This is a genomic window from Brevundimonas aurantiaca, assembly GCF_904830995.1.
Lineage (GTDB): Bacteria > Pseudomonadota > Alphaproteobacteria > Caulobacterales > Caulobacteraceae > Brevundimonas > Brevundimonas aurantiaca.
This window is the reverse complement of record NZ_CAJGVD010000001.1, coordinates 2413232-2439151: the sequence shown is the minus strand read 5'-3', so window position 1 is coordinate 2439151 and position 25920 is coordinate 2413232. Positions and strand designations below refer to the sequence as shown.

Annotated in this window: 28 protein-coding genes; 18 read left to right on the top strand and 10 right to left on the bottom strand. The window is 65.6% G+C overall.

Features of this window, described 5'->3' with window-relative positions; genetic code table 11:
- The first annotated feature begins 5 nt into the window (after positions 1-5).
- The 3 genes from JMT67_RS11985 to JMT67_RS11975 all read left to right on the top strand — a co-directional run bounded on the left by JMT67_RS11985 (position 6) and on the right by JMT67_RS11975 (position 2623).
- Positions 6-1226, top strand: coding sequence for an NADP-dependent isocitrate dehydrogenase (locus tag JMT67_RS11985; RefSeq protein ID WP_152949378.1), 1221 nt, complete (start codon positions 6-8; stop codon positions 1224-1226).
- Between the two features lie 218 nt (positions 1227-1444).
- On the top strand, positions 1445-2026 hold the full coding sequence (locus JMT67_RS11980; protein WP_201463576.1) for a DUF2939 domain-containing protein: 582 nt from the start codon (positions 1445-1447) through the stop codon (positions 2024-2026).
- A gap of 45 nt (positions 2027-2071) precedes the next feature.
- A complete protein-coding gene (locus JMT67_RS11975) occupies positions 2072-2623 on the top strand; it encodes a DUF2939 domain-containing protein (protein ID WP_183216138.1) in 552 nt (183 codons plus the stop codon).
- Positions 2624-2762: 139 nt separating this feature from the next.
- On the opposite strand, the gene alaS is transcribed toward JMT67_RS11975, so the two are convergent.
- Positions 2763-5411 carry an alanine--tRNA ligase gene (gene alaS / locus JMT67_RS11970; RefSeq protein ID WP_201463575.1) on the bottom strand — a complete coding sequence of 883 codons (2649 nt, stop codon included), beginning with the start codon at positions 5409-5411 and terminating at the stop codon, positions 2763-2765.
- Between the two features lie 191 nt (positions 5412-5602).
- Here alaS and JMT67_RS11965 point away from each other — a divergent pair, with 191 nt between their 5' ends.
- Positions 5603-5905, top strand: coding sequence for a hypothetical protein (locus JMT67_RS11965; protein WP_152949374.1), 303 nt, complete (start codon positions 5603-5605; stop codon positions 5903-5905).
- A 43-nt stretch (positions 5906-5948) separates the two neighbouring features.
- Here JMT67_RS11965 and JMT67_RS11960 read toward each other — a convergent pair whose 3' ends face one another.
- Positions 5949-6815 (bottom strand): pirin family protein, encoded by an 867-nt coding sequence (locus JMT67_RS11960; protein WP_201463574.1) that lies wholly within the window; start codon positions 6813-6815, stop codon positions 5949-5951.
- A gap of 265 nt (positions 6816-7080) precedes the next feature.
- Between JMT67_RS11960 and sdhC the strand changes: the two genes are divergently transcribed.
- The 10 genes from sdhC (at position 7081) to JMT67_RS11910 (ending at position 15532) form a co-directional block, all read left to right on the top strand.
- Positions 7081-7545 carry a succinate dehydrogenase, cytochrome b556 subunit gene (gene sdhC / locus JMT67_RS11955; protein ID WP_191557860.1) on the top strand — a complete coding sequence of 155 codons (465 nt, stop codon included), beginning with the start codon at positions 7081-7083 and terminating at the stop codon, positions 7543-7545.
- The gene (gene sdhD, locus JMT67_RS11950) at positions 7542-7946 is read left to right on the top strand and encodes a succinate dehydrogenase, hydrophobic membrane anchor protein (RefSeq protein ID WP_201463573.1); all 405 of its coding nucleotides are present in this window, start codon (positions 7542-7544) and stop codon (positions 7944-7946) included. Before sdhC ends, sdhD begins: the two co-directional genes overlap by 4 nt.
- Before the next feature lie 7 nt (positions 7947-7953).
- Entirely contained in the window at positions 7954-9738 is a 1785-nt protein-coding gene (gene sdhA / locus JMT67_RS11945) for a succinate dehydrogenase flavoprotein subunit (protein ID WP_054764564.1), read from the top strand.
- A gap of 12 nt (positions 9739-9750) precedes the next feature.
- The gene (locus JMT67_RS11940) at positions 9751-10548 is read left to right on the top strand and encodes a succinate dehydrogenase iron-sulfur subunit (RefSeq protein ID WP_054764563.1); all 798 of its coding nucleotides are present in this window, start codon (positions 9751-9753) and stop codon (positions 10546-10548) included.
- A 24-nt stretch (positions 10549-10572) separates the two neighbouring features.
- Positions 10573-10938 (top strand): gamma-glutamylcyclotransferase family protein, encoded by a 366-nt coding sequence (locus tag JMT67_RS11935; protein ID WP_201463572.1) that lies wholly within the window; start codon positions 10573-10575, stop codon positions 10936-10938.
- 159 nt (positions 10939-11097) lie between these two features.
- Positions 11098-12039 (top strand): DUF2971 domain-containing protein, encoded by a 942-nt coding sequence (locus tag JMT67_RS11930; RefSeq protein WP_201463571.1) that lies wholly within the window; start codon positions 11098-11100, stop codon positions 12037-12039.
- Positions 12040-12312: 273 nt separating this feature from the next.
- Positions 12313-13518: a hypothetical protein gene (locus JMT67_RS11925; RefSeq protein WP_201463570.1), complete on the top strand. Its 1206-nt coding sequence runs from the start codon at positions 12313-12315 to the stop codon at positions 13516-13518.
- A 3-nt stretch (positions 13519-13521) separates the two neighbouring features.
- Positions 13522-14619: a hypothetical protein gene (locus JMT67_RS11920; RefSeq protein WP_201463569.1), complete on the top strand. Its 1098-nt coding sequence runs from the start codon at positions 13522-13524 to the stop codon at positions 14617-14619.
- A 132-nt stretch (positions 14620-14751) separates the two neighbouring features.
- Positions 14752-15072 (top strand): 2Fe-2S iron-sulfur cluster-binding protein, encoded by a 321-nt coding sequence (locus JMT67_RS11915; protein ID WP_054764560.1) that lies wholly within the window; start codon positions 14752-14754, stop codon positions 15070-15072.
- 112 nt (positions 15073-15184) lie between these two features.
- On the top strand, positions 15185-15532 hold the full coding sequence (locus tag JMT67_RS11910) for a PilZ domain-containing protein (protein WP_152949368.1): 348 nt from the start codon (positions 15185-15187) through the stop codon (positions 15530-15532).
- 2 nt (positions 15533-15534) lie between these two features.
- Here JMT67_RS11910 and JMT67_RS11905 read toward each other — a convergent pair whose 3' ends face one another.
- Positions 15535-16395, bottom strand: a complete 861-nt coding sequence (locus JMT67_RS11905; RefSeq protein WP_054764558.1) for a haloacid dehalogenase-like hydrolase — start codon at positions 16393-16395, stop codon at positions 15535-15537.
- 42 nt (positions 16396-16437) lie between these two features.
- Positions 16438-16965: an S-type pyocin family protein gene (locus JMT67_RS11900; RefSeq protein WP_233455871.1), complete on the bottom strand. Its 528-nt coding sequence runs from the start codon at positions 16963-16965 to the stop codon at positions 16438-16440.
- Between the two features lie 108 nt (positions 16966-17073).
- Between JMT67_RS11900 and coaBC the strand changes: the two genes are divergently transcribed.
- Together coaBC and dut are read left to right on the top strand one after the other, a co-directional pair.
- Positions 17074-18297 carry a bifunctional phosphopantothenoylcysteine decarboxylase/phosphopantothenate--cysteine ligase CoaBC gene (gene coaBC / locus JMT67_RS11895; protein WP_201463568.1) on the top strand — a complete coding sequence of 408 codons (1224 nt, stop codon included), beginning with the start codon at positions 17074-17076 and terminating at the stop codon, positions 18295-18297.
- Positions 18294-18752 carry a dUTP diphosphatase gene (gene dut / locus JMT67_RS11890; RefSeq protein WP_152949366.1) on the top strand — a complete coding sequence of 153 codons (459 nt, stop codon included), beginning with the start codon at positions 18294-18296 and terminating at the stop codon, positions 18750-18752. Before coaBC ends, dut begins: the two co-directional genes overlap by 4 nt.
- An 86-nt stretch (positions 18753-18838) precedes the next feature.
- Here dut and JMT67_RS11885 read toward each other — a convergent pair whose 3' ends face one another.
- The 4 genes from JMT67_RS11885 to JMT67_RS11870 form a co-directional block, all read right to left on the bottom strand.
- Positions 18839-20566 carry an ATP-binding protein gene (locus tag JMT67_RS11885; protein WP_201463567.1) on the bottom strand — a complete coding sequence of 576 codons (1728 nt, stop codon included), beginning with the start codon at positions 20564-20566 and terminating at the stop codon, positions 18839-18841.
- Positions 20567-20669: 103 nt separating this feature from the next.
- Positions 20670-21887, bottom strand: a complete 1218-nt coding sequence (gene fabB, locus JMT67_RS11880) for a beta-ketoacyl-ACP synthase I (RefSeq protein WP_183216167.1) — start codon at positions 21885-21887, stop codon at positions 20670-20672.
- A gap of 66 nt (positions 21888-21953) precedes the next feature.
- Positions 21954-22490 (bottom strand): 3-hydroxyacyl-[acyl-carrier-protein] dehydratase FabA, encoded by a 537-nt coding sequence (fabA, locus tag JMT67_RS11875; protein WP_152949363.1) that lies wholly within the window; start codon positions 22488-22490, stop codon positions 21954-21956.
- Between the two features lie 79 nt (positions 22491-22569).
- Positions 22570-23142: an SH3 domain-containing protein gene (locus JMT67_RS11870; RefSeq protein ID WP_224761158.1), complete on the bottom strand. Its 573-nt coding sequence runs from the start codon at positions 23140-23142 to the stop codon at positions 22570-22572.
- A gap of 63 nt (positions 23143-23205) precedes the next feature.
- Between JMT67_RS11870 and JMT67_RS11865 the strand changes: the two genes are divergently transcribed.
- Both JMT67_RS11865 and JMT67_RS11860 read left to right on the top strand, forming a co-directional pair.
- A complete protein-coding gene (locus JMT67_RS11865; RefSeq protein WP_054764551.1) occupies positions 23206-24192 on the top strand; it encodes a 2-hydroxyacid dehydrogenase in 987 nt (328 codons plus the stop codon).
- Positions 24193-24305: 113 nt separating this feature from the next.
- Positions 24306-24557 (top strand): hypothetical protein, encoded by a 252-nt coding sequence (locus JMT67_RS11860; RefSeq protein WP_054764550.1) that lies wholly within the window; start codon positions 24306-24308, stop codon positions 24555-24557.
- Between the two features lie 25 nt (positions 24558-24582).
- Here JMT67_RS11860 and JMT67_RS11855 read toward each other — a convergent pair whose 3' ends face one another.
- Together JMT67_RS11855 and JMT67_RS11850 are read right to left on the bottom strand one after the other, a co-directional pair.
- Positions 24583-25320, bottom strand: a complete 738-nt coding sequence (locus JMT67_RS11855; protein ID WP_201463566.1) for a HesA/MoeB/ThiF family protein — start codon at positions 25318-25320, stop codon at positions 24583-24585.
- Between the two features lie 51 nt (positions 25321-25371).
- Positions 25372-25791, bottom strand: coding sequence for a BLUF domain-containing protein (locus JMT67_RS11850; protein ID WP_152949361.1), 420 nt, complete (start codon positions 25789-25791; stop codon positions 25372-25374).
- Positions 25792-25920 lie beyond the last annotated feature (129 nt).

The window sequence follows — 25920 nt, the reverse complement described above, 5'->3', positions numbered from 1 at the left end:
CACGCATGGCCAAGATCAAGGTCGAAAACCCCATCGTCGACATCGACGGCGACGAAATGACCCGCATCATCTGGCAGATGATCAAGGACAAGCTGGTCTTCCCGTTCCTGGATCTCGAGCTGGACTATTACGACCTGGGCATGGAGAACCGCGACGCCACCGACGATCAGGTGACGATCGACGCCGCCCACGCGATCCAGAAGCACGGCGTCGGCGTGAAGTGCGCCACCATCACCCCGGACGAGGCCCGGGTGAAGGAGTTCGGCCTGAAGAAGATGTGGAAGTCGCCGAACGGCACCATCCGCAACATCCTGGGCGGCGTGGTCTTCCGCGAGCCGATCATCTGCTCGAACGTGCCCCGCCTGGTGCCGGGCTGGACCCAGCCCATCGTCGTCGGCCGTCACGCCTTCGGCGACCAGTACAAGGCCACCGACTTCCTGATGCCGGGCGCCGGCACCCTGTCGATCAAGTTCGTCGGCGACGACGGCCAGGTGATCGAGCATGAGGTGTTCAAGTCGCCGGGCGCCGGCGTCGCCATGGGCATGTACAACCTGGACGCCTCGATCCGCGACTTCGCCCACGCCTCCTTCGCCTACGGCCTGGCGCGCAACTATCCGGTCTATCTGTCGACCAAGAACACGATCCTGAAAGCCTATGACGGCCGCTTCAAGGACATCTTCCAGGAGGTGTTCGACGCCGAATACGCCGAGGAGTTCAAGAAGCGCGGCCTGACCTATGAGCACCGCCTGATCGACGACATGGTCGCGGCCGCGATCAAGTGGTCGGGCGGCTTCGTCTGGGCGTGCAAGAACTACGACGGCGACGTCCAATCGGACGTCGTGGCCCAGGGCTTCGGCTCGCTGGGCCTGATGACCTCGGTCCTGATGACGCCGGACGGCAAGGTGCTGGAGACGGAAGCCGCCCACGGCACCGTGACCCGTCACTATCGCCAGCACCAGAAGGGCGAGGCCACCTCGACCAACTCGATCGCCTCGATCTTCGCCTGGACCCGCGGCTTCAAACACCGCGCCAAGCTGGACGGCAACGAGGCCCTGGGCGTCTTCGCCGACACCCTGGAGAAGGTGGTCGTCGAGACCGTGGAGTCGGGCGACATGACCAAGGACCTGGCCCTGCTGGTCGGCGATCAACAGGGCTGGCTGACCACCGAGGGCTTCCTCGACAAGGTCGCCGAAAACCTGAAGGCCGCCCTGCCGGACGTCGGCTGAGCCCGTCCTCAAGCCGTCAGCGCGGCAGGACAGCGAGCATCCTGAAGCCGCGCAAAGCGCGGCAGGACAACAGCCGTCCTCAAGCAGAGCGAAGCGCGGTAGGACACCAAGAGAGAGAGAGAGAGAGAGAGACAGCCCCGCCGGATCCGTCCGGCGGGGCTTTTCGTTGCGTCCTCCGGTGGGCCGTGCATGATCGGGCCCAGGGTGGGGGAAGCGACGTGAAACGGCTGTTCGGCAATCTGGTGGTTCTGGCGCTCGTGACGGCGGTCGCGGCCTTTTTTGCGGCGCCGGCCGTGGGCTTTTTCGCCATCCGGTCGGCGGCGGAGGCGGGCGACGTCCAGGGCCTGACCCGGCTGATCGACTTCCAGGCCGTTCGCCACTCGTTGCGGCCGCAGCTGAGCGGCGGGGTTCAGGCGCCGGCGCCCTCCTTCCTCGAAGACCCGATCGGGGCGGTAAGGCGCCAGATGGAACGGACCCCGGTGCTGAACGCCCCAGACGTGGACGCCTATCTGACGCCCCCGGCCCTGTCGGCCCTGACGCGGGGCGAGGGGCGCTACGCCAGCCACTGGTCCGGAGCGGTTGCGCACCCGGCGGCGGCGGACACACCCAAGCCCTGGCCTCAGCCGGTGTTCTGGAGCGTTAACCGGGCGCGGATGGCGGTTCAGGACCAGGGCGGATCGCGCACCGTCTTCACCTTTGAACGGCGGGGGCCGTTCGAATGGGTGTTGGTCCAGATCGGCCTGCCCGACGGGGCGGCGCCCGCCGCGCCCAGGCCGGCCGAGCCCTCGTCGAAACCCTAGACGCAACATCCCGCCCGTCTCGACGTTTCGACTGAAGGAGCACCCATGAAGAAGATCGCCATTGGTCTGGTCGCGGCCGTTCTGGGACTGGCCCTGGTCGCCTGTTTCATCTCGCCCTTCGTGGCGGCCCAAAGGCTGATCCGGGCTGCGCGGATGGGGGATGTGGCCGGCCTGGAGCAGACGGTGGACTTCCCGGCCTTCAGGGCCAGTCTGAAGGCCGAGCTGAACGCCCGGGCGGCGATGGAGATTCGCGACCGGACCGGCGAGAACCGGGCCCTGGCCGCCCTGGGCATGATGCTGGCCCCGTCCCTGGTCGAGGGCGCCGTGGACGGCTTGGTCACGCCGGAGGGCGTAGCCGCCATGGTCCGGTCGGGCGACAAGCCCCGGCCCGAGAAACCGGTCCCGTCGGCCGACACGCCGGCGACGCCGAAGGAGCGGATTCACCAATCCTGGGCCTATCGCGGCGTCAACCGGTTCGCCGTCACCCTGACCCGCGACGACCGACCCGACGACCCCCTGGTGCTGATCATGGAGCGGCGGGGGCCGTTGAGCTGGAAACTGGCGGGGGTGGATCTGACGCCGGACCCGATGGGCTAGGCGCGGCGATCGCTCGCGCGGAGCAAGACGGCTGACGATGGGGGAAGTCTCATTTCCTGAGAACTTCCCTCTCCGTCGCTGGATCGCTTCGCGATCGACGCAACACCTCTCCCGCAGGCGGGAGAGGGTCGGGGTGTGCTCAGCCCTTCAGCGCCTCGCGGACGGCGGCCAGGCCGTCTTCGGCCTTGGAGCCGTCGGGAGCGCCGCCCTGGGCGAAGTCGGGCTTGCCGCCGGCGCCCTGGCCGCCCATGGCGAGGACGGCGGCGCGGGCCAGGGCGGCGGCGTTGACGCGGTCCGTCAGGTCCGAGGTCACGGCGACGGTGACGGCGGCCTTGCCCTCGGTCACGCCGATCAGGGCGACGACGCCGGTTCCGACCTGTTTCCTGAAGTCCTCGGCCACGCCGCGCAGCCCCTTGGCGTCCACCCCGTCCAGGACGCGGGCCATCAGCTTGATCCCGCCGATCTCTTCCGGCGCAGACGCCGCGCCCGAGCCGCCGCCCAGGGCCAGCTGCTTCTTCAGCTCGGCGACCTGTTTCTCCAGCGCCTTGACCGAGCCTTGCAGGGCCTCGACCCGAGGGAGCACGTCGGGGGTCTGAATCTTGAAGTCGCGGGCCAGCTTGCGGGTCACGCCGGCCTGACCTTCCAGATAGAGGCGGGCCGCCTCGCCGGTCAGGGCCTCGATACGGCGGACGCCGGCGGCGACGCCGGTCTCCTGAACGATCTTGAACAGGCCGATGTCGCCGGTGCGAGCCACATGGGTGCCGCCGCACAGTTCGACTGAGTAGGGAGCATTGTCGCTGGTCAGCGACCGGCCCAGCGTCAGCACCCGGACCTCGTCGCCGTATTTCTCGCCGAACAGGGCGATGGCGCCGGCGGCGATGGCCTCAGCGGGGGCCATCAGCTTCGTCTCCGCCGGGACGTTCTGGCGGATGACGGCGTTGACCTCGGCCTCGATGGCGGCCAGCTCGTCCTCGGTCACGGGGGCGCCGTGGCTGAAGTCGAAGCGGGCGCGCTCAGAATCGACCAGCTGGCCCTTCTGGGCGACCGCCGCGCCGAGCACATTCTTCAGCGCCGTGTGCAGCAGGTGGGCGGCCGAGTGGTTGGCGCGGGTGGTCATACGCTTGTCGGCGTCCACCTGTTGGGCGACACGGGCGCCCGTCTCCAGCCGGCCGGCCGTGATCTGGACAGACAGGACGTGCAGGTCGCCGGCGTGCTTCTTGACGTCCAGCACCTCGGCCTCCCCGCCCGGCCATTCCAGCGTGCCCTGGTCGCCGGTCTGACCCCCGCTTTCGGCGTAGAAGGGGGTCGTGTCGAACAAGACCTCGACGATCTCGCCCGCCTCGGCCGCCTCGACCGGCGCGCCGCCGTTCATGAGGGCCAGGACTTCGCCCGAGCCGTCGATGGAGTCATAGCCGGTGAAGACGGTCGGCCCCATGCGGTCGCGCACGGCCAGCCATTCGCCGGCGTTGGCCGACTGGCCCGAGCCCTTCCAGTTCTCGCGCGAGCGCTGGCGCTGTTCGGCCATGGCGGCCTCGAACCCGTCGACATTGACCGAGAAGCCGCGACGACGCGCCTCGTCCTGGGTCAGGTCCAGCGGGAAGCCGTAGGTGTCGGACAGGGTGAAGGCGGTCTGGCCGTCCAGCATGTCGCCCGGCTTGAAGCCCTGAACCGCCGTGTCGAACAGGGCCATGCCTCGGCCCAGAGTGGTGCGGAAGCGGACCTCTTCCTGTTTCAGCGTGTCCTCGATGAAGGCCTGGGCGCGGGCCAGTTCGGGATAGGCGTCGCCCATCTGATCGACCAGGGTCGGGACCAGACGGTGCATCAGCGGGTCGGCGGCGCCCAGCAGGTGGGCGTGGCGCATGGCGCGCCGCATGATCCGGCGCAGCACATAGCCCCGGCCTTCGTTCGACGGGGTCACGCCGTCGGCGATCAGGAAGGAGGAGGAGCGCAGATGGTCGGCGATGACCCGGTGGCTGGCGGCCTGGTCGCCGGCGGCCTTGGTCGAGGTGGCGTCTTCCGACGCCGCGATCAGGGTTTTGAACAGGTCGGTCTCGAACACCGAATGCACGCCCTGGAGCACGGTGGTCATCCGCTCCAGACCCATGCCGGTGTCGACGCTGGGCTTGGGAAGGCTGCGAACGATCTGGTCGTTCTCCTTCTCGAACTGCATGAAGACGTTGTTCCAGATCTCCACGAAGCGGTCGCCGTCCTCATCCGGCGAGCCGGGAGGGCCGCCGGCGACCTTGTCGCCGTGGTCCCAGAAGATTTCGGTGCAGGGACCGCAAGGCCCTGAGTCGCCCATGGCCCAGAAATTGTCCGAGCCGGCGATGCGGATGATCTTGTCGTCGGAGAAGCCCGTGACCTTCTTCCAGATGGCGGCGGCCTCGTCGTCGTCGATATAGACGGTGACCAGGAGGCGCTTGGGATCCAGATCGAAGTCCTGGGTCACCAGTTTCCACGCCCGGTCGATGGCGTGTTCCTTGAAATAGTCGCCGAAGGAGAAGTTCCCCAGCATTTCAAAGAAGGTCAGGTGGCGGGCGGTGTAGCCGACATTGTCCAGGTCATTGTGCTTGCCCCCGGCGCGCACGCATTTCTGCGAACTGGTGGCGCGCGGATAGGGCGGCTTGGACGCGCCGGTGAAATAGTCCTTGAACGGCACCATGCCCGCATTGACGAACAGCAGGGACGGATCGTTCTGCGGCACCAGCGGCGCCGAGTGAACCTTCTCGTGACCGTCGGCCGCGAAGAAGTTCAGATAGGTGGCGCGGATCTCGTTCAGGCTGGGCATTTGGGCGTGTCTTCGGCTCGGCGGTCGCTAAGGAACCGGCGTCATATAGGGTTTTGTCGGGGAACGCATCATCCGCGCGCTGTGTGGCGGCTCCGAAAGGGATGCTTCGGCGGCAATATACAGATTGAACTAGAGGTTGATCTGTACGCATATTTAGCGTGCGCAATTTCGCGCCTCTGGAGAGGACTGAAATGAAACGCGTTCAAAACCTCGCAATCGCCATCGCTGCCGTCGGGGCGACCACGGTGGCGTTCGGCCCCGCCGAAGCCTTGGTTCGGGAATCCTGGGATCCCAGCCTCGTAGCCTATTCCTATGTCTACTATGCTGACGCAGCAAAGACGGAAGTGCTTGGCTACGCTTGGGATACGTGCGGCGAAGGCGGCGGCAACGTGTATGTGCTTAAGCCCTATATTCCGACGCCCTATTACGATGAGACACCTGCCTTTGTGTGCTCTGGCATGGGCCCGTATCTGCCGCCCGACTGGCCTTACTGATCGGCAAGGGGCGGTTCGGTGAACCGCCCCTGTTTCATGCGCCTCACCCCCGCGGCGGCGGGCCGAACTTTCCGGACTGGTAGTCCTCAATGGCCTGGATGATTTCTTCGCGGGTGGTCATGACGAAGGGGCCGTGGCTGAAGACCGGCTCCTTGATCGGTTCGGCGTGGCCCAGCAGGACGACGGCGTCCCTGCTGGCCGTGATCTCGACCGCGTCGCCGTCGCCCAGGGCGGCCAGGCTCCATTCGGGCACGGGGGTTCCGGCGACCGACACCTGGCCCTTGATCGCATAGAAGAAGACGGTGCGGCCGGGCGCGACCGGGACTTCGAACCGGGCGCCGGCGGGCAGGCGGACGATGGCCAGATGGATGTCGATCAGCGACTGGATCGGCGCCTTGACCCCCAGCCATTCGCCGGAGACCGGCTCGACCACCACGCCGCCCTCGGTGGTGAAGGTGGGGATGTCGGCGGCCTGAAGCCCCACATAGGCGGGCCGGGTCATCTTCAGCCGGGACGGCAGGTTCACCCACAGCTGCAGGATCTCCATCGGCCCGCCGTCGCGCTTGAAGTCGGCCGGCGACAGTTCGGCGTGGATCAGGCCCGAGCCGGCGGTCATCCACTGGATCCCGCCCGCCTTGATGATGCTCTCGCCGCCGCCGGAGTCGTTGTGGGCCAGCTCGCCGTCCAGAATGAAGGTGACGGTCTCGAACCCCCGGTGCGGGTGGGGGCCGAAGGGCAGGCCGGCGTTGTTCGGCGGATAGGTCTGGGGGCCGTGATGGTTCAGGAACAGGAAGGGATCGACCTGATCCAGGCCCGGACCGGGCACCGGCCGACGCGTGGTCAGGTCGCCGATGTCGTCGCGGTGGGCCGGATGCAGCCGAAGAACGGGGCGGGGCGTGGTCTCGGTCATGGGCCCCATATAGGGGCAGGCGCGGCTTTGGCGAGCTTGGCGGCGCGCCGCGATCCAAAACCCAGGGCGCCGCGTAAAACCTGCATCTCAGGCGGAGCGTGGATCGATCATGCCTTGAATATCGCGATTTCGACACGCATCGGCCTGAGCGACGCTAGAATCCGCTAAGTGATCAACGGTCCGTTGACACCGTCCCTCTAGGATCACAAAAGCCTTCGCAACCGCACACGGCGATTGAATTCATTCGCTTTTGAGAAGCATTCGCATGACTCAGCCCAAGCCGAACCCGGGGGTTGCATCGGGCGACCGAACCGGTCGTTTCGTCATCCAGCCCAACGGCCATCTGACCCCGCTCTCGCCCCATATGGGAATCTGGCGCTGGCACGTGACCATGGCCGCCTCGATCCTGTTCCGCGCGACCCTGATCGCCGGCACCGTCGGCCTGGTCTTCGTCGTCGCCTGGCTGGGCGCCTTGGCGTTCGGGCCCGAGGCCTATGAGACGGCCCTGGCCTTGGCGGGCTCGCCGCTGGGCCTGTTCGTCGGCTTCGGCCTGACGGTGGTCCTGTTCTCCTTCATCCTGAACGGCGCCCGCCACACGATCAACGACACGGGCAACGGTCTGACCATCAAGTCGGCGACTGCGCTGTCGAACATCGCGGTCTGGGCGCCCGTTCCCCTGGCGATCCTGTTCTGGGTCGTCCTGTTCGCTGTCGGGAGGGTTTCGCTGTGAGCGGCGCCGCCAAGTTCAAGAACAACGTCAAGATTTCCGAGCGCCACGGCGCCGGCGAATGGCTGGCCGAGCGGGTGCTGCTGACGGCGCTGCTGCCGCTGGGCGTCTGGGTCGCCTCGACCGGCTTCACCCTGGCGGGCGCCTCTTATGACGCCGTCATGACCTGGTTCGCCAGGCCGCTGAACGCCGGCCTGACGGCGGTCACGGCGGTGCTGCTGTTCGGCTACCTCAGCCTGGCCTGGAAGGTCATCCTCGAGGACTATGTGCCCCAGGTCGGCGCCCGCAAGGCCCTGACGGGCCTGCTGAACCTGGTCCTTCTCGTGCTGGCGGCCGCCAGCGTCTTCTTCATCGTGCGGCTGGCGCTGGGTTCTGCGCCCCTGCCCGCCGGTTTCGGAGCCTGATCCCCAGATGGCCGCTTACGAACTGATCGATCACGAATATGACGTCGTCGTCGTCGGCGCCGGGGGCTCGGGCCTTCGCGCGGCCCTCGGCGCCGCCCAGCAGGGGCTGAAGGTCGCCTGCGTCACCAAGGTCTTCCCGACCCGCTCCCACACCGTGGCGGCCCAGGGCGGCATCTCCGCCTCGCTCGGCAATATGGGCGAGGACAGCTGGCAGTGGCACATGTACGACACCGTCAAGGGGTCGGACTGGCTGGGCGACCAGGACTCGATCGAATATCTGGTCCGCAACGCGCCCAAGGCCGTCTATGAGCTGGAACACTGGGGCGTGCCCTTCTCGCGCACCGAGGAAGGCAAGATCTATCAGCGCGCCTTCGGCGGCATGACCCGCAACTTCGGCGAAGGCCCGGTGCAGCGCACCTGCGCCGCCGCCGACCGGACCGGCCACGCCATCCTGCACACCCTGTACGGCCAGTCGGTGCGCCGCGAGGTGAAGTTCTTCATCGAATATTTCGCGCTGGACCTGATCATGCAGGACGGCGCCTGCACCGGCGTGACGGCGCTGCAACTGGACAACGGTCAGCTTCACCAGTTCCGCGCCAAGATGGTGGTTCTGGCGACCGGTGGATACGGCCGGGCCTATTTCAGCGCCACCTCGGCCCACACCTGCACCGGCGACGGCAATGCGATGGTGCTGCGCGCCGGCCTGCCGCTGCAGGACATGGAGTTCGTCCAGTTCCACCCGACCGGCATCTACGGCGCGGGCTGCCTGATCACCGAGGGCGCGCGCGGCGAGGGCGGTTATCTGACCAACTCGGAAGGCGAGCGCTTCATGGAGCGTTACGCCCCGACCGTGAAGGACCTGGCCCCGCGCGACATGGTTTCGCGCTCCATGACCATCGAAATCCGTGAAGGCCGCGGCGTGGGCCCGAACAAGGACCACATCTTCCTGCACCTGGACCACCTGGATCCCAAGATCCTGCACCAGCGCCTGCCGGGCATTTCCGAAAGCGCCAAGATCTTCGCCGGCGTGGACGTCACCAAGGCGCCGATCCCGGTCCTGCCGACCGTCCACTACAATATGGGCGGCATTCCCACGAACTATCACGGCGAGGTGCTGACCCTTCGTGATGGAAACCCCGACAGCGTCGTGCCCGGCCTGATGGCCGTGGGCGAGGCGGCCTGCGTCTCGGTGCACGGCGCCAACCGCCTGGGGTCCAACTCCCTGACCGACCTGGTGGTGTTCGGCCGCGCCGTCGGCCTGCGCTGCGGCGAGGTGGTGGACAAGGCCTCGGCCGTGCCGTCCGCCTCCAAGGCCCAGACCGACGCCCACCTGGCCCGGCTGGACCGCTTCCGCAACGCTGACGGCTCCACCCCGACGGCTGAGCTGCGCCTGGCGATGCAGAAGGCGATGCAGGCCGATGCGGCGGTGTTCCGCACCGGCGACACCCTGCAACAGGGCACGGACAAGCTGCGCGCCATCGACGCCGCCGGTTCCGACATCAAGACCACGGACCGCGGACTGATCTGGAACACGGATCTGATGGAGACGCTGGAGTACGACAATCTGATCGCCCAGGCCGTCGTCACCATCGAGAGCGCCCTGAACCGCACGGAATCGCGCGGCGCCCACGCCCGCGAGGACTATCCGGACCGGGACGATGCGAACTGGATGAAACACACCCTGGCGTGGAAGCGCCCGGGCGAACAGGTCCAGATCGACTACCGCCCCGTGCACAATTACACGATGTCCGACGACATCGCGTACATCGAGCCCAAGGCTCGGGTTTACTGAGGTCGAACGCAGATGGTTCAACTCTCCCTCCCCCGCGGCTCCAAGCCCACGAAGGGCAAGGTCCACAAGGCCCCGGCCGGCGCCAAGAACGTCAAGACCTACAAGGTCTACCGCTACGACCCCGAGGTCGACGCCGACCCGCGCTGGGACGTCTATGAGGTCTCGTCCGACGATCACGGGCCGATGCTGCTGGACGCCCTGATCCACATCAAGAACACAATCGACCCGACCCTGTCGTTCCGGCGCTCGTGCCGCGAAGGCATCTGCGGCTCCTGCTCGATGAACATCGACGGGCGCAACGCCCTGGCCTGCACCAAGGGCTGGGACGAGTGCGCCTCGCACAACATCACCATCTCCCCCCTGCCGCACCAGCCGGTGGTCAAGGACCTGGTGACGGACCTGAGCCTGTTCTACGCCCAGTACGACTCCATCCAGCCCTATCTCCAGTCGGACGAGCCCGACCCGGAGAAGGAACGGCTCCAGACCCCGGCCGAGCGCGAAAAACTGGACGGCCTGTACGAGTGCATCCTGTGCGCCTGCTGCTCCACCTCCTGCCCCAGCTACTGGTGGAACCAGGAGGAATATCTGGGCCCGGCGGCCCTGCTGCAATCCTATCGCTGGATCGCCGACAGCCGCGACGACGCCACCCAGAAACGTCTGGACGACCTGGAAGACCCGTTCAAACTGTACCGCTGCCACACCATCATGAACTGCGCCCAGGTCTGCCCCAAGGGCCTGAACCCGGCCAAGGCCATCGCCGAAACCAAGAAGCTGATGGTCGCCCCCGGCCGCAAGAAACAGGCGGCCTGACCGCCGCCTGGGCCTGACGCCTCAATGACCGCCGGGAGCCTGCTGTTCGCCTATGGCACGCTGCAGGACCCGGCGGTCCAGACGGCCGTCTTCGGCCGCGACCTGGGGCCCGGCGCCCCCGACCGACTGAGCGGTTTTCGCCTGTCGCACATCCCCGTCGAAGATCCCGCCATCGACGACCCCCAGATCACGGCCGAGACCGGCCTGACCCACTATCCGATCCTGATCCCGACGCCGGACGCCGCCCCGCCCGTCCCCGGCCGCCTCTATCCTGTGACCCCCGCCGACCTGACCGCCGCCGACGCCTATGAGGGCGAGGCCTATCGCCGGGTGCGCGTGACGACGGAGGCGGGCGTGGGGGCGTGGGTGTATGTGGCGGCGGAGGGGTGAGGGCCTGGCTTGCGCCAGAAGCTGCCATCGGCCCCGTTCAAGGAAGGCGACATTCGCAAAAGGAGCGAGTGGTGCATTCGCCGCCCATGAGCACGCCCCCGTGCGCCGCCGGCATTGCCCTTCAGACTGAAGTCGGCAATCTGGCCCCGGGGGAGCATGATGCCAAACAAGCTCTATAAATATCGCGCTTTCGGCGTTCGAGCTCTACGCAGCGTGACTGAGGCCGAAGTCCACTACTCTCGGCCGAGGACTTTCAACGACCCTTTGGATTGCGACCCGACTTTTGACGTGGATGTAGGTCGGGCGACGCTGGAGAAGCTTCTTTACAGAATGCTCTTGCGGCGGCTGGAGAAGAAGCAGGCCGCCGACCGAGTGGGCTACCTTCGCTATATGTCGACGGAGTACGGGGACTTCGAGACAGACAAGGATGTTGAGGCTTACCTCGTTCGGATGCTCGCGCGCGACATCAAGGACGAGCTCGACGACGAATTCTCGCAGCATGGTGTCCTATCGTTGTCCGCCACCTGGTCCTCCGCATTAATGTGGAGCCACTACGCCGACGAGCATCGCGGGATCTGCGTCGAGTACGACACGACTGACCAAGAGCATCCGAACCTAGGGCCCGTCAGCTATCGCGCGCCTCGGGCCGTCAAAGCGAGCGATCTTGCGCGGTGGAAAGGCTCAGACGACGCTGCTGCCAGGGATCGTGTTCTCCAGACCTATTTCTATGCGAAGTCCTCGGAGTGGAAGTACGAGAGGGAGTGGCGCGACGTTCGTGAAGACAATGGCGTCAAGGAGCTTCCGTTTCGAATTAGCGCGATCCACTTCGGGCTACGCTGCGACCATGCGGTGATCAGCAGCATGGTGCGGCTGTTGAACGACCAGCCCCAGATCAAGCTCTACACCATTAGCCCCAAAGAAGAGACGTTTAAGCTCCGGCGATCGCGGCTCGACGCCGAAGACATCGCCGAGATCAACGCGACCGCAATAAGCGAGCCAGGCTGGCTGATGTTTAAGGACGTGTTCTGGGAAGAGGAGCTTGGGAACCTGCCAGAGACCGGCGGCGAGGCGTTACCTGAAGTGCCGGACCCGGCCTCATGATTCCAAGGGTGGTTGCCGAGACGCTTGCTGCTTGTTCGGTCGCTTTGGGTCCGAGGGTCTTGTCGGCACAGCGCCAATTATTGACCCTGGCTCATCTCCAGAAGCTGGCCGTTCGGGGAAGCGACAAAGGCAGCATCTCGTCCGCGCCATAGCCACACCCTACCCGGCCAGCAACAATAGGCCGTTTCCGCGGCAAACCTCTGAAGCTACGGCCAACTTGTAAAAGTTGGCTCCAGAGGCCACGGTAGCGAGCCGTTTTTCAGAAGGTGGGCAATGGACATTCGGGTTCTTGGATTGGCGCGGGACCTGCGTACAAATACTCCAGTTGTATACGCGCAGTTGCCTATCGAGGATTACCTCGAAGTTGTCGGCGATGAGTTTGAGAACTTCACGATTCAGCGTCGTCGCGAAAACCACAAGGCATATCAGCGCCTAAAGGTGGATATCGCTGGTGGAGCCTTGCTGCCGTCTATTACGTTGGCGGTTAAGCCGGACAAGGTCAGCACGATTATTCCGCTGTTCGAAGAGGCTGAAGCGGATCGCTCTCTATATGAAAAACTAGCGACGGCGCTGTCCACACATGGGCAGGTGGATATTTTGGATGGCCTTCAACGCACGTATATAATCACCGACCTTAAGAAAGAGGGGGTCGATTTCGTCAAAGGTCAGAACATTCATGTCGAGTTTTGGCTTGAAGCAGATATAGATAAGCTTATTTACAGGATAATTATCCTTAATGCTGGCCAAAAGCCGATGTCCATTCGACATCAAATAGAACTCCTATTTATGTCATTGAAGACATCTATAGAGAAGCAGATTCCAGACCTAGACATATATACAGAGCGCGATAACTCCAGAAGAACAAAAGCGAAGAAGTTCGCGTTGGCCGCTATTGTATCTGCCTACCAGGCCTTCATCACAGGCTCAGCGGAGCTGCAGAAAGGCAACGTAATCGCCAACCAGCTGCTGGAAGCAAACGCCCTCGACGCCACCGAGGAGGAGATTACTAGTCAGTTCGAGGAGTTCACGCGCTGGCTCACAAGCTATGCAGGTCTCGATGAGTGTGTGACGCGCGTCTACAAGTCCGCAAACGTCCCATTGGAGGATGTGCCGCCAGAAGACGCAGAACCCACGAAGGCCCCCCGCATCCACGGCGGCGCGTACGCAAACTGGCTCGCGACGGAAAATGTCATCATGGCATTCTTCGCTGCCGTGGCTCAATACGGCGGCTCGGATCCGAAGAAGAAAGACAGGGTTCAACAGGCCTTAAACGTGTTGCTTCAGATGCTGACGGATGCAGGCGAGGGAGACGACCCTCTAGGACTGGAGATTTTTGAGAAGTTGCGCGTCGGCACCAACCCCCGCCGCATTAACGTTGGTCTGGCGACACGCCGCCTGCTAACCAACGGCTTCAAGGAATTTTTTCGAGAATCCGGCGAAATCCCATTAGAGCAATGCTGGCCCATCGCGGCGGACTGACCAATGTCTCCCGAGAATGTCCGCGCGGCTAGCGACGTCCTTCCGGTCGTGGAAGGGGTCGACCCCTCTACCGCCGCCAGCGCCGGCGAGTATCTCGCCGTCAGCGGGTTGGTGGCGATCCCCATCACGCACGTGAATGCATCGGTGCGGACGGAGGAAGATCTTGAGTTCCGTGACGAGGGCGGAGCGCAGCTCGGGACCATCTGCTTCTCCCGGCGGCTAATCGAGGTTGATCCGTCCACGCTGACGCGCTGGCAATACGTCGCGTATCTCGCCGATGTGTCGCCGGGAGCTCTGGATCAGCCATATACATTTCAGAGCGACTACCTAGTGCTGGATGAGCCGTATCTCGCGGACTACGCGGCCCGGTACATGGACAGCGCTCCACTTTGGGGCAAGTTTAGTCACGTCCCGACGCCCCCTCTGGCGATGCAGCCGCCGAGCGACGTCGTAATCGGACACTCGTCAATCACGCTGCCCACCGCGCACCATCGGCAGGCATTCAGCCGGTACGTACAGGCGAGGAGCGCATTCGAAAGATTTCTTAAACTGTACCACTGCCTGGAACTGCTATTCGATTACGTTATACTAAAACAAATGAAGGCTGTTGGGGATGATCTGGCAGGGTTCGGCAGAATAATTAGCTTGTATGGCGTAAATGAAATAGAGAGACTAAAGCATTTGATTGCAAACTATTGCGACGACAAGCTCGCAATTTTCCCAAGATTTTACCCTTTGTCTTGTCATGAGGAAAAGTCGGCAGAAATCTTTCGCGTATATTCGAAAAGTGGCAATCCCTTGCCGGACGAGCCGTCGTGGCAGAAATTCATGAAACTCTGCGCAGAAGAGCAGTTGACTGAAGCTAAGTTGAAACATGAGAGGCTAGCAACAGATCAAGGAAGTCGTGACAAACTTGCGACAAATCTAAGTGCTTATTTCATTTATCGCATTCGTAGCTCTATCGCGCACAGCAAGGTTGGCGAATTTTTATTTCTCGACAGCGACGAGGAATTCATTGTGAATTTTGCAGAACCCCTTCTCTTAGAAATTGTCATACAAGTATTCTCTAATCAAAATTTAAAGGCGACGCTAAAGATTTAGACACCTGAAAGCAGACCTTCCCAACGTCCTAATATGAGTCAGCTTCAGCCTTAGGCCCCTACACCACGCATCAACCACCCCCCGCCTCCCATCCGCCCTTGCACCATCCCCCCGGCTTGATATGAGCGGCGCATGGCCAGCATCACCTATATCGAGCATGACGGAACCGAGCACGTGGTCGACGTGAAACCGGGACTGTCCGTCATGGAGGGCGCGATCCGGAACAATGTGCCGGGGATCGATGCGGATTGCGGCGGGGCCTGCGCCTGCGCCACCTGCCATGTCTATGTCGATGAGGCCTGGCGCGAGGCGACGGGCAAACCCTCGGCCATGGAGGAGTCGATGCTGGACTTCGCCGAGGAGGTCGAGCCCAACAGCCGGCTGTCGTGCCAGATCCGGGTGTCGGAGGCGCTGGACGGCCTGGTCGTGCGCTTGCCGCAGAACCAGCACTGAGAACCCGCCCTAAGAACCCGCCCCAAGACCCCGTACTGAGGTCAGGCCGCCCGGCGCCTTTGTCGTCGGTGCGCGTTGCAGGACGGCAGTGTTTCCAAGGCCGAGTTTCCCCATGCGTCTGTTCGGATCCAAGCCCGCCCTGCCCGCCGATCGACGCGGCGAGGCTCGTCGCACCGTCAATGCGCGCGGCGTGGTCAGCGCGGCGGGGCTGGAGACGGTCTGCGTCATCGTCGATCTGTCGGACACGGGAATGCGGCTGAGGCTGGACCGCAGCGCGGCCCTGCCGGCCCAGGTGGTGGTGATCGATGTGGCCGAGGGCCTGGCCTATGAGGCGACCCTGGTCTGGCAAAAGGGGCAGGAGGCGGGTCTGAAACAGACGGGCGCCAAATCCCTGCGCGGCCTGGCGCCCGCCCGGCTGGCCGGGGCGCGCGACGCCTGGGTGAGGGCCGGGGGCCGCTAGGCCTACATCCCCGCCGGCATGGCCCCGGCGTTGATGGCGATCCGGCCGATCAGCCCCTTGACGATCAGGTCCAGAGCCGAGCCCTCGCGATAGTCGGCAGCGGCGACGAAATTGACCCGATCCTCCGAGATCAGGGAATAGACCTTCTTCTGGTCCTTCTCGTTCGAGCGCGGGTCATAGACGGCGATCGAAAAGCCGCCCTTGGTGTGCATCATCTTCATGGTCGGCACGTCCGTGTCGCCGTCGCCGATGAAGATCATCCGGTCGAAGGGCACCGGCCGCTGGTCGTCGGGGATGAAGTGGTTGATCCGCTCGTGCTCCCAGTGGTTCTTCACCCCCTTGTTGATGCGGAACAGATACTGGGTCTTGGTGGTGTAGTTGACGCCGACCGCCGGCCAGGCCGCCTCGCCCTTTTCGTCATAGACATAGTGGGAGGCGAAGACGTGTGTCAGGGCGGGCCGGATCGGCGTGCCGTCGATCATCTCCTCCAGCCCGGCCGAGACGATATAGTGTTCGATCTCCAGCCCGTATCGGGCGCCGAAGGCGTTCATCCGGTCGAACCAGCTGAGGTCCTTCAGACCTTCGAACAGGGCCACCGCCTCGCCGTGGCGACGCAGGGTCTCGCGCGTCACAGGGGCGCCGTTCTGGCGCGCATGGTGCAACATCAGCTGCATGTACATCAGTATGCCGTCGCCGTCGGCGTCCTTGGTCAGGGCCTCGGCCTCGCCCCAGAAGGCGCCGACGTCCATGCCCACCGAAGGGATGAAGCTGACCTCCTGCATGTTGCCGCGCGCCAGGGTGCCGTCGAAATCATAGATCAGGGCGGTCTTGAGCGGGGGCGCGGCAGAGGGGGCGTCGGCCATGGGCGAGGTCCGGAAGAGCGGCAGGGAACCCCGCCCTCTATATCAGCCGGCCTCCTGCGTCGATCTCCGCCTCTGGCCGAAGGTCGGGGCCGCCGCCTTCTGCTCGGCCCAATAGTCGGCCCCGGTGGTCGGTTTGAACATGGTGCGGGGCGTGCCGTCCTTGGCCACCACGGCGAAGGTGTTGGTCGAGGCCTGATAGATCAGGGTGTCGCCGTTCGGCCGTTTCACCGTCTCGGCGTCGCCGGGCGGCCGGGTGGTGAAGGCGGTCACCTTGTCCAGATAGGCTTCGGCCGAGGCCGCGCCGAAATCGGCGCCGTTGCGCGCATAGAGGCGGGCGATCTTGGCGCCCACCGTTTCCCGCCGGCTGGCGGTCAAAACCGGCTTGGCCGTTTCCGCCGCAGTCGCCTCGACCGGCGCGGAGGACGGGTCGCCGGCCCCGACGGGCGCCGACGCCGTCCGATCGCGCGTCTGCACCGCCGAACTGTTGTCGCAAGCCGCCAGACCCATGAGGCCGCACAGCATCAAGCCAAACGAGACCGGAACGGCCCCTCTTATCCTCAGCGCGATCATCTTCCCCTCCGACACTCGCTTAAGGCGACGTAAGCACAACTCTATTGTTCGCACAATGTTCTTTTTGATCGCCTCGACGCCGTCGCCTGAGACCGCTAGAGCGGGGCCATGGACATGCGCGCGCTTACCGACCGAAAGGTGCTGCTGATCGTCGGCGGCGGCATAGCGGCCTATAAGGCGCTGGAGCTGGTGCGTCTGATCGCCAAGGCGGGCGGCGAAACCCGGGTGATCCTGACCGAAGCGGGGGCCGAGTTCGTCACGCCTTTGTCCCTGGCGGCGCTCAGCGGCCATCCGGTGCGGTCCGGCCTGTTCCATCCGGACGACGAGACCAGCATGGGCCATATCGAGCTGTCGCGCTGGGCCGATCTGGTGGTCGTGGCGCCGGCGACGGCCGGGCTGATCGCCAAGGCGGCCAATGGGATCGCCGACGACCTGGCCTCCACCACATTGATCGCCACGGACAAGCGGGTGCTGCTGGCGCCGGCCATGAATGTGCGGATGTGGGAGCATCCGGCGGTCCAGGCCAATATGGAACGGCTGAAAAGCTTCCCCGGCTTCCACGGCGCGGCCGTGGTCGGACCGGATGAGGGCGAGATGGCCTGCGGCGAGTACGGACCCGGCCGAATGGCTGAGCCGGCGGCCATAGTGGAGGCGATCCAGAACCTGCTGACGGGCCCCAGACCTTTGGCCGGACGAAGGGCGGTGGTCACGGCCGGCCCCACCTTCGAGCCGATCGACCCGGTGCGCGGCCTGACCAATCGCTCCAGCGGCAAACAGGGCTACGCCGTCGCCGTCGCCCTGGCCCAGCGGGGGGCGGAGGTGACGCTGGTGTCCGGCCCCACGGCCCTGTCCGCTCCGCCCGGCGTCACCCGGATCGACGTCGAAAGCGCCCTGGAGATGCAGGCGGCGACGCAAGCCGCCCTGCCGGCCGACATCGCCGTCCTGTCCGCCGCCGTCGCCGACTGGCGGGTGGACACCGTCGCCGGGGGCAAGATCAAGAAGGGGCCGGGCGGACCGCCGACCCTGGCCCTGATCGAGAACCCGGACATTCTGGCCGGGGTCGCCGCGCCGGGACCGAACCGGCCCGCCCTGGTGATCGGCTTCGCCGCCGAGACCACCGATCTCGAGGCCAACGCCCGCGCCAAATTGTCGAGGAAGGGCTGCGACTGGATCGTCGGTAACGACGTCTCGGACGAGGTGTTCGGATCCGACGGCAACGCCGTTCTGCTGGTCACGGCCAAGGGCGCCGAGGCCTGGCCCCGCCAATCCAAGACCGCCGTCGCCGCCGCCCTGGCCGACCGTATCGCCGACCACTTCAAGAGCGCCCAATGACCGACGCCGTCTCCGTTCAGATCCTGCGCCTGCCCCACGCAGAGGGCCTGCCCCTGCCCGCCTATGAGACGGCCGGGTCGGCGGGCATGGACCTGCGCGCCGCCGTGCCCGAGGATCAGCCCCTGACCCTGGCGCCGGGCCGGCGCGCCCTGGTGCCCACGGGGCTGAAGATCGCCCTGCCTTTGGGCTATGAGGCCCAGGTCCGCGCCCGCTCGGGCCTGGCCCTGAAGCACGGGATCATCTGCCCCAATGCGCCGGGCACGATCGACAGCGACTATCGCGGCGAGTGCGGCGTCATCCTGGCCAATATCGGCGATGAAGACTTCGTCATTCGCCGGGGCGAACGCATCGCCCAGCTGGTGATCGCCAAACACGAACGGGCGGACTGGATCGAAGTCGAGACCCTGGACGACACCGCGCGGGGCGCGGGGGGGTTCGGATCGACGGGGCGGTAGGGCTCACCTGAAGGCGGGACCACGGCCTCAGGCCGGCCTTGTCGGAGACGGCGCCGCCCCGGCGCGCTGATCCGATTGCGCGCCGCTCAGGCCGTCGCGGCCAAGGCGGCCTCGCCTCGCACGGCCGCCTCCAGCGCCGAGGCGAGGCGCGCCGGGTCGATCGGCTTGGTGACGAAGTCGTCCACCCCCACCGTCGCCCAGGCCGCGCGATGGGTCTCCAGGGCGTTGGCCGTCAGGGCGATGACCGGCGTGCCGGCATTGGGCCCGTCCGAGCGAATGGCCCGCGTCGCCGTCAATCCGTCCATAACCGGCATCTGCATGTCCATCAGAATGGCGTCGAACCGGCGCAGGGCCGCCGCCTCCACAGCCTCCTGACCGTTTTCGGCGAAGGTCAGGACACACCCCATGGGCTCGAGCAGCAGGGCCACGATCCGACGATTCACGGGGTGATCGTCCACCGCCAGAATGTCCAGCCCGTGTGCGAAGGTCGAGGGTGCGCTGACCGCCAGGGTCGCCGAGGGGGCGGCGGCGATCCCCATCGGCAGATCGACCGTGAAGATAGAGCCTTCTCCCAATCGACTTTCGACCGACACGGACCCGCCCATCAGCTGGGCCAGTTTGCAGGTGATGGCCAGGCCGAGGCCTGAGCCCCCGTGCCGGCGCGTCACCCCCGCATCGACCTGTTCGAACACGTCGAAGACATAGGGCAGGCGGTCGTCGGGAATACCGCATCCGGTATCGGTCACCGCGACGGTCAACCGGCCCAGGGCGGCGTTCCAGCGGGCCCGGACCTCGATCCGTCCCGTCGCCGTGAACTTGACGGCGTTCGAGACGAGATTGAACAGAATCTGTTGCAGCCGCAGCGGATCGGTCCGCACGTGGCGCGGCAGGTCGTCAGGCAGGGAGACCTCAAAGGCGACGCCGGCGGCCTGCGCCTTGGGCGCCCACATCCGTTCGAGAGCCTTCAGCTTGTCCGCCAGATCGACGGGCGCCTCTTCCAGCTCCATCTTTCCGGCCTCGATCTTCGAAAAGTCGAGAACGTCGTTCAACAGGCCGATCAGAACCTCGCTGGCGTCCTTGAGCATCACCACGTGCTCTTTCTGCGCCGGATCGAGCTGGGACCGTTCCAACAGATTGGCCGAAGTGACCACCGCATTCATGGGGGTGCGGATTTCGTGGCTGACCACGGCGAGGAAGTCGGATTTGGCGGCGCTGGCCACCTCGGCCCTGCGGCGCTCCTCCTGAGCTCGGTCGTTGGCGATCTGAATGGCGCGGTTGGTCTGTGAACTCTGCCGCACCGCGACCAGCAGATGGGTCATGTACAGGACGCAACCCACGGCCACGAGAAGATCGGTCGGCTGGCCCAGGACATAGCCGTGGATGACGGGCAGGGCCAGAAAGTAGACGACGGGCGGCGTGGCGGCGCTGATGAGGATTTCACGCTCATGATAGAGGTGTATGGTCACATGAAGCAGCGCCCCTGCGATTAGGATGCTGCCGAACACCATCTGGGACCCACCCCCGTCCGCCCACAGATAGGCGGCGATGGCGGAATAGAAGATGCTGTTTACGAACAGGCTGATGCAGGCGGCGATCCTGAGCCCCCGCGAGGGCGTTCCCCCTCCCAGCCTGCGGATGGCGCCGAAGACGATCCAGTCGGCCGACTGTCCGGCGAAGACCAGCGCCAGCCAGATCGCCGGCCATTTCGACGGCGCTAGCGCCCAGACGGTGCAGGCGATGAAGACGGCGAAGCCGACCCTGACCTTAATCTCGCGTTGCCTGGCCTCGGCGATCCGTGCGTAACGCGCGTGCATTCTTGTGTTTCTCCCGGCCTGCAGCATGCACGGGATTCCCTAACCGCGGCTTTCGCCGGGCCGAGGGACACTACCTAGGGTCGGAGGGTCGCCCCTGCGCGTCTCACACCTTCGACAGGATCAGGGTCCCGTTGGTGCCGCCGAAGCCGAAGCTGTTGGACATGACGTGGGTCAGCTCGCCCTCGTGGCGCTGACGCAGGATCGGCATGCCCTCGAAGGCCGGATCAAGGGTCTCGATATGGGCGCTCTCGGCGGCGAAACCGTTCTGCATCATCAAGAGGCAGTAGATGGCCTCTTGAGCGCCCGCCGCGCCGAGCGAGTGGCCCGTCAGGGACTTGGTCGAGGAGATCATCGGCATCTGATCGCCGAAGACGGCGCGCACGGCCTCCATTTCCTTCGAATCCCCGACCGGGGTCGAGGTGCCGTGCGGGTTCAGATAGTCGATCTTCGGGTTGCCGGCCTGTTCCAGCGCGATCCTCATGCAGCGCTGGGCGCCCTCGCCCGAGGGGGCGACCATGTCATAGCCGTCGGAATTGGCGCCATAGCCGGTGACCTCGGCATAGATGGTCGCGCCGCGCGCCTTGGCCCGCTCGTATTCCTCCAGCACCACTATGCCGGCGCCGCCGGCGATGACGAAGCCGTCGCGGTTGACGTCATAGGCGCGCGAGGCGACCGAGGGGGTGTCGTTGAAGTTCGACGACATGGCGCCCATGGCGTCGAACATGTTCGACATGGACCAGTCGATGTCCTCGCAGCCGCCGGCGAAGACCACGTCCTGCTTGCCCCACTGGATCTGTTCGACCCCGGCGCCGATGCAGTGGGCGGAGGTCGCGCAGGCTGAGCTGATCGAATAGTTGACGCCGCGCATCTGGAACCAGGTCGACAGCACGGCCGAGGGGCCGGACGCCATGGCCTTCGGCACCGCGAACGGCCCGATGCGCTTGGGCGAGGTCTTTTCGATGGTGGTGGCGGCGGCCTGAAGAATGACCTGGGTCGAGGGGCCGCCCTCGCCGACGATCAGGCCGATGCGGTCGTCCTTGATCTCGTCGGCCGTCATGCCCGAAGATTTCAGCGCTTCTTCGAAGGCGATGTGGGCCCAGGCCGTGCCGTTGGCCAGGAAGCGGGCGGCGCGGCGGTCCACCAGTTCCTCCCACGGGCCGATCTTGGGCGGGGCCCAGACCTGGCTGCGGAAGCCGTATTTGGCGTGATCAGGCGCATGGACGACGCCCGAACGGGCTTCGCGCAGGGACTGGGTCACCTCTTCGGCGCCGTGGCCGATGGAAGAGACGATGCCCAGGCCGGTGACGACGACACGACGCATGGTGTTTCCTTACTCTAGCTTCTCGACCCTGGGGGTCTTCCGCGCTGTCCGCGGTTATATAGGTGTTCAGGCGCCCGCCTGCTCGTCCTTGGCGGCGCCGAAGAGTCCCACCCGCATGTCATTGCAGGTGTAGATGACCTCGCCGTCGGCCTCCAGCACGCCGTCGGCTATGCCCATGACCAGTTTGCGATTGATCACCCGTTTCAGGTCGATCTTGTACACGACCTTCTTGATGTCCGGCGTCACCTGGCCGGTGAACTTGACTTCGCCGACGCCGAGCGCTCGGCCGCGGCCGGGCCCGCCGATCCAGCCCAGATAGAAGCCGACCAGCTGCCACATGGCGTCCAGACCCAGGCAGCCGGGCATGACCGGATCGCCGATGAAGTGACACTGGAAAAACCAGAGGTCGGGATGGATATCCAGCTCGGCCTCCACATAGCCCTTGCCGTGGGCGCCGCCGTCGGCCGTGATCTGGGTGATCCGATCGAACATCAACATGGGCGGCGCAGGCAGTTGGGCGTTGCCGGGACCGAACAGTTCGCCGCGCCCGGAGGCGAGAAGGGCCTCGTGATCGAAGGACGAGGGATATTGGGACTGGGTCAAGGCGATTCCGTCAGGTCTGCTGTTGCCTGCGGGTTACACGACCGCGCCGCTTCGCTCAACAGCGGCGGTCATCGACCCTTCAGCCTCGACCGGTTCCCGCAGGCCGGTTGGCGTTGCATAGCGCGCGTTGCTGGACGCCGAAGACGGCCCTTTCCTGGATCCAGCCGCGCAGGCGGCGCGCCCGCACCCGGCACCAGCCGTCCTCGCATTCGTCCAGCGACACCAGGGACCGGGGCGACAGTCGCGCACGGACCGCCGAGGCCTGGGACTTGCCGGCGTGGATCATCACCTCTTCGGCCGAGGTGTTGAAGACATAGCGGCGGCCGGAAGAGACGGTGCGGTGAATCCAGGCTACGGCCCCGTCCGGATCGCAGATCTTTCGCCATTCGGTCGTCTCGGCGATCACCTGGACCGGCAGGCCGGCGGCGCGATACTCCCACAGGATCGGATAATCCAGCCCCGGCCCCTGGCGGGCGCGGACGTGGGAGGACTTCAGCGAGATCCAGCGCGGCACCTCCAGCCCCGTCGGGGTGGGGCGCCCATCGGGCATGGTCGCGCCGGCGCCGGCCATCACCCCCAGGCCCAGAACGGCCAGGGCGACGGCGGTGCGGCGTCGCAGGCTTTGGAAGATGGCGGCGGCTTTGCTAGACACAGTTGGAACGACCCGTCGCGCGGGCTTCGATCCTGAACCATCGCCCGCTAACCAAGGCCCGCAATGTCCGTTCGCAAGCTTAAGGTCGTATTAACCAGACGCCTGCCGGACGCGGTCGAAACGCGGATGCGCGAACTGTTCGACGCCGAGCTGAACCTTAAGGACCAGCCGATGGACCGGGCGGCGCTGGAGGCGGCGGTTCAGCGGGCGGAGGTCCTGGCGCCCACCATCACCGACCTCATTGACGCAGACCTGATCAACGGCGCCGGCGAACAGCTGAAGATGATCGCCAACTTCGGCGCCGGGGTCGACCATATCGACGTCGAGGCGGCCGTGGCGCGCGGCATCATCGTCACCAATACGCCCGGCGTCCTGACCGAGGATACGGCCGACCTGGCCATGAGCCTGATCCTGGCCGTCAGCCGCCGCATCGTCGAAGGGGCCCAGGTGGTAGCCGAAGGCCGTTTCGAGGGCTGGACCCCGACCTGGATGTGCGGGCGCAAGCTGTGGGGCAAGCGGCTGGGGATCGTCGGCATGGGCCGGATCGGCCAGGCCCTGGCCCGTCGCGCCAAGGCCTTCGGCCTGCAGGTGCATTACCACAATCGCAAGCCCGTCTCGGACCTGATCGCCGAGGAGCTGGGCGCCACCTATTGGGACGACCTGGACCAGATGCTGGCGCGGATGGACATCGTCTCCTTGAACTGTCCAGCCACACGGGAGACCCATCATCTTCTGTCGGCCGAACGCCTGGCGCGGCTGCAGCCCCATGCCATCCTGATCAACACCGCGCGCGGCGAACTGATCGAAGAGGCGGCTCTGGCCCAGGCGGTGGCGGCGCGGGCGATCGCCGGCGTGGGCCTGGATGTGTTCGAACATGAGCCGGCCATCCATCCGGGCCTGATGGGCCATCCCAACGTCGTCCTCCTGCCCCACCTCGGTTCGGCGACGCTGGAGGCGCGCCAGGACATGGGCGACCGGGTCATCGCCAATGTTATGACCTTCCAGAACGGCCATCGCCCGCCCGACCGGGTCATTCCGGCGATGCTTTAGGACCGATTTCACAGGACTGTCGGGGGGGCCTCACACCCCTGTCGAAAACGCCGATCACTGGAGGAACCGCCGCGATCAGGGATCGTTTCGGCGGCCTGTAAGGGAAGCGTGCGTTGGACTCCTACTATTGTATCGTCAACCTGCCGGGTGTTCCGGTGCGTGACATCTGCGTTCTGAAGGCCGAGGACGATCGCGCCGCCGACCGGGCCCTGGCCGATGTGGCGGCGACTTGGCCGGGATTCGAAACTCTTTGCCTCTATTGCGGCGAGCGGCTGGTGACGGTGCTCAGCAATCCTGCCCTGGGCTTCGCCGCTCCCCTGCCCGAGTTGGCCCTGGACGACGTGCGATTCGAAACCGCCGCCTGAGGCCGCGAAGACTGAGACGGGCGGATCAGCCGCCGCAGACCGGGCATGCGGGATCAGGCGCGATCCGCACCGTTCGGGCCGTTCCCGCCAGGCCGTCATAGATCAGCAGCCGCCCCTGAAGGCTCTGACCCGCGCCTGCGATCCATTTGATCGTCTCCAGGGCGGCCATCGAACCGATCACCCCCGCCAGGGCGCCGACGACCCCCACGCGCGCGCAGGTCTCCGCATCCGGCGGAACCTCGGGCGTCAGGCACTGATAGCAGGGCCGACCCGCAAACACCCCCACCTGACCGCTCCACCGACCCAGGGCGCCCGAGACCAGGGGCTTGCCCGCCGCCACACAGGCGGCGTTGACCGTATGGCGCGTGGCGAAGTCGTCGGTCCCGTCCAGAACCAGATCGAAGTCGGCGATCAGGCGCGCTGCGTTTTCGGGCGTCAGACGTTCGGCGAAGGTCTGGATCGCGACATGCGGATTTAGGCCGGCCAATCGGTCCCGCGCCGCCTCCACCTTGGCCCGACCCGCGTCGGCGGTGGCGAAAAGGATCTGACGCTGAAGATTGGACAGGGCCACGACGTCGTCGTCGATCAGGCCCAACGTCCCGACGCCCGCCGCCGCCAGATAGAGGGCGGCCGGCGCTCCGACCCCGCCCGCGCCGACGACCAGGACGCGGGCGCGCTTCAGCGCCTGCTGCCCCGGCCCTCCGACCTCGGCCAGCACCAGATGGCGGGCGTAGCGTTCGACTTCATCGTCAGAAAAGGCCATGCCCGTCTCTAGACCGTCGGCGAGGGCGGTGGAATGGCGCGTGCGGCCCCGTCAGCGCGTCCCGTCGAGGGCCAGACGGGCGTCGGCGATCACCTGATCCACTTCGAAGGTCACTTCCGACAGGAGCCGCGTCCCGGCCAAACGGGTCAAGATCGGTTCAAGACTGGGCAGGGGGTCGATCTGGGCCATGGCCCATTGCGGAAAGAGACGCCGGTCCACCGGCGTATCGACCAGGACCCGAATATTCTGATGACGGCGGTCGGCCGCCAGCCGGCCCATCAACCGCTCCAGATCAACCCGCCCGCCTTCCAGCAGCTGGAAGAATCGGTCCTGATGCCGCAGCAGGAAACCGGTCACGTGGTCGCGCCGGTTGTTCCGATCCGAGGCCCCGATGATGTCGATCAAGGGCAGAAGCCCCGCGCCCGCGTCGCCCACGGCGTCGCTGACATAGAAGATGCGAAACAAACTCATAGGGTACTCATACGCTTAACAACTCGACCGACGAAAAAGGCTCTAGGAGCGAGAGGGTTAACGAAGCCCCCTTGGTTCGACCCATCGCACACTGCGGCCGGCGCCGCTCTCGCTTAGGTTAAGGCTGAC

Bases quoted from the DNA above. Each gene is read 5' to 3' on its own strand.
- JMT67_RS11900 (WP_233455871.1), bottom strand. From the start codon at position 16,965: ATGATCGCGCTGAGGATAAGAGGGGCCGTTCCGGTCTCGTTTGGCTTG.
- JMT67_RS11965 (WP_152949374.1), top strand. From the start codon at position 5,603: ATGAAACGCGTTCAAAACCTCGCAATCGCCATCGCTGCCGTCGGGGCG.
- JMT67_RS11925 (WP_201463570.1), top strand. From the start codon at position 12,313: ATGGACATTCGGGTTCTTGGATTGGCGCGGGACCTGCGTACAAATACT.
- JMT67_RS11960 (WP_201463574.1), bottom strand. From the start codon at position 6,815: ATGACCGAGACCACGCCCCGCCCCGTTCTTCGGCTGCATCCGGCCCAC.
- dut (WP_152949366.1), top strand. From the start codon at position 18,294: ATGACCGACGCCGTCTCCGTTCAGATCCTGCGCCTGCCCCACGCAGAG.
- JMT67_RS11855 (WP_201463566.1), bottom strand. From the start codon at position 25,320: ATGGCCTTTTCTGACGATGAAGTCGAACGCTACGCCCGCCATCTGGTG.
- JMT67_RS11885 (WP_201463567.1), bottom strand. From the start codon at position 20,566: ATGCACGCGCGTTACGCACGGATCGCCGAGGCCAGGCAACGCGAGATT.
- sdhA (WP_054764564.1), top strand. From the start codon at position 7,954: ATGGCCGCTTACGAACTGATCGATCACGAATATGACGTCGTCGTCGTC.
- coaBC (WP_201463568.1), top strand. From the start codon at position 17,074: ATGGACATGCGCGCGCTTACCGACCGAAAGGTGCTGCTGATCGTCGGC.
- JMT67_RS11920 (WP_201463569.1), top strand. From the start codon at position 13,522: ATGTCTCCCGAGAATGTCCGCGCGGCTAGCGACGTCCTTCCGGTCGTG.
- JMT67_RS11935 (WP_201463572.1), top strand. From the start codon at position 10,573: ATGACCGCCGGGAGCCTGCTGTTCGCCTATGGCACGCTGCAGGACCCG.
- JMT67_RS11850 (WP_152949361.1), bottom strand. From the start codon at position 25,791: ATGAGTTTGTTTCGCATCTTCTATGTCAGCGACGCCGTGGGCGACGCG.
- JMT67_RS11915 (WP_054764560.1), top strand. From the start codon at position 14,752: ATGGCCAGCATCACCTATATCGAGCATGACGGAACCGAGCACGTGGTC.
- JMT67_RS11910 (WP_152949368.1), top strand. From the start codon at position 15,185: ATGCGTCTGTTCGGATCCAAGCCCGCCCTGCCCGCCGATCGACGCGGC.
- JMT67_RS11865 (WP_054764551.1), top strand. From the start codon at position 23,206: ATGTCCGTTCGCAAGCTTAAGGTCGTATTAACCAGACGCCTGCCGGAC.
- alaS (WP_201463575.1), bottom strand. From the start codon at position 5,411: ATGCCCAGCCTGAACGAGATCCGCGCCACCTATCTGAACTTCTTCGCG.
- JMT67_RS11930 (WP_201463571.1), top strand. From the start codon at position 11,098: ATGCCAAACAAGCTCTATAAATATCGCGCTTTCGGCGTTCGAGCTCTA.
- JMT67_RS11940 (WP_054764563.1), top strand. From the start codon at position 9,751: ATGGTTCAACTCTCCCTCCCCCGCGGCTCCAAGCCCACGAAGGGCAAG.
- JMT67_RS11985 (WP_152949378.1), top strand. From the start codon at position 6: ATGGCCAAGATCAAGGTCGAAAACCCCATCGTCGACATCGACGGCGAC.
- sdhC (WP_191557860.1), top strand. From the start codon at position 7,081: ATGACTCAGCCCAAGCCGAACCCGGGGGTTGCATCGGGCGACCGAACC.
- JMT67_RS11905 (WP_054764558.1), bottom strand. From the start codon at position 16,395: ATGGCCGACGCCCCCTCTGCCGCGCCCCCGCTCAAGACCGCCCTGATC.
- fabB (WP_183216167.1), bottom strand. From the start codon at position 21,887: ATGCGTCGTGTCGTCGTCACCGGCCTGGGCATCGTCTCTTCCATCGGC.
- JMT67_RS11975 (WP_183216138.1), top strand. From the start codon at position 2,072: ATGAAGAAGATCGCCATTGGTCTGGTCGCGGCCGTTCTGGGACTGGCC.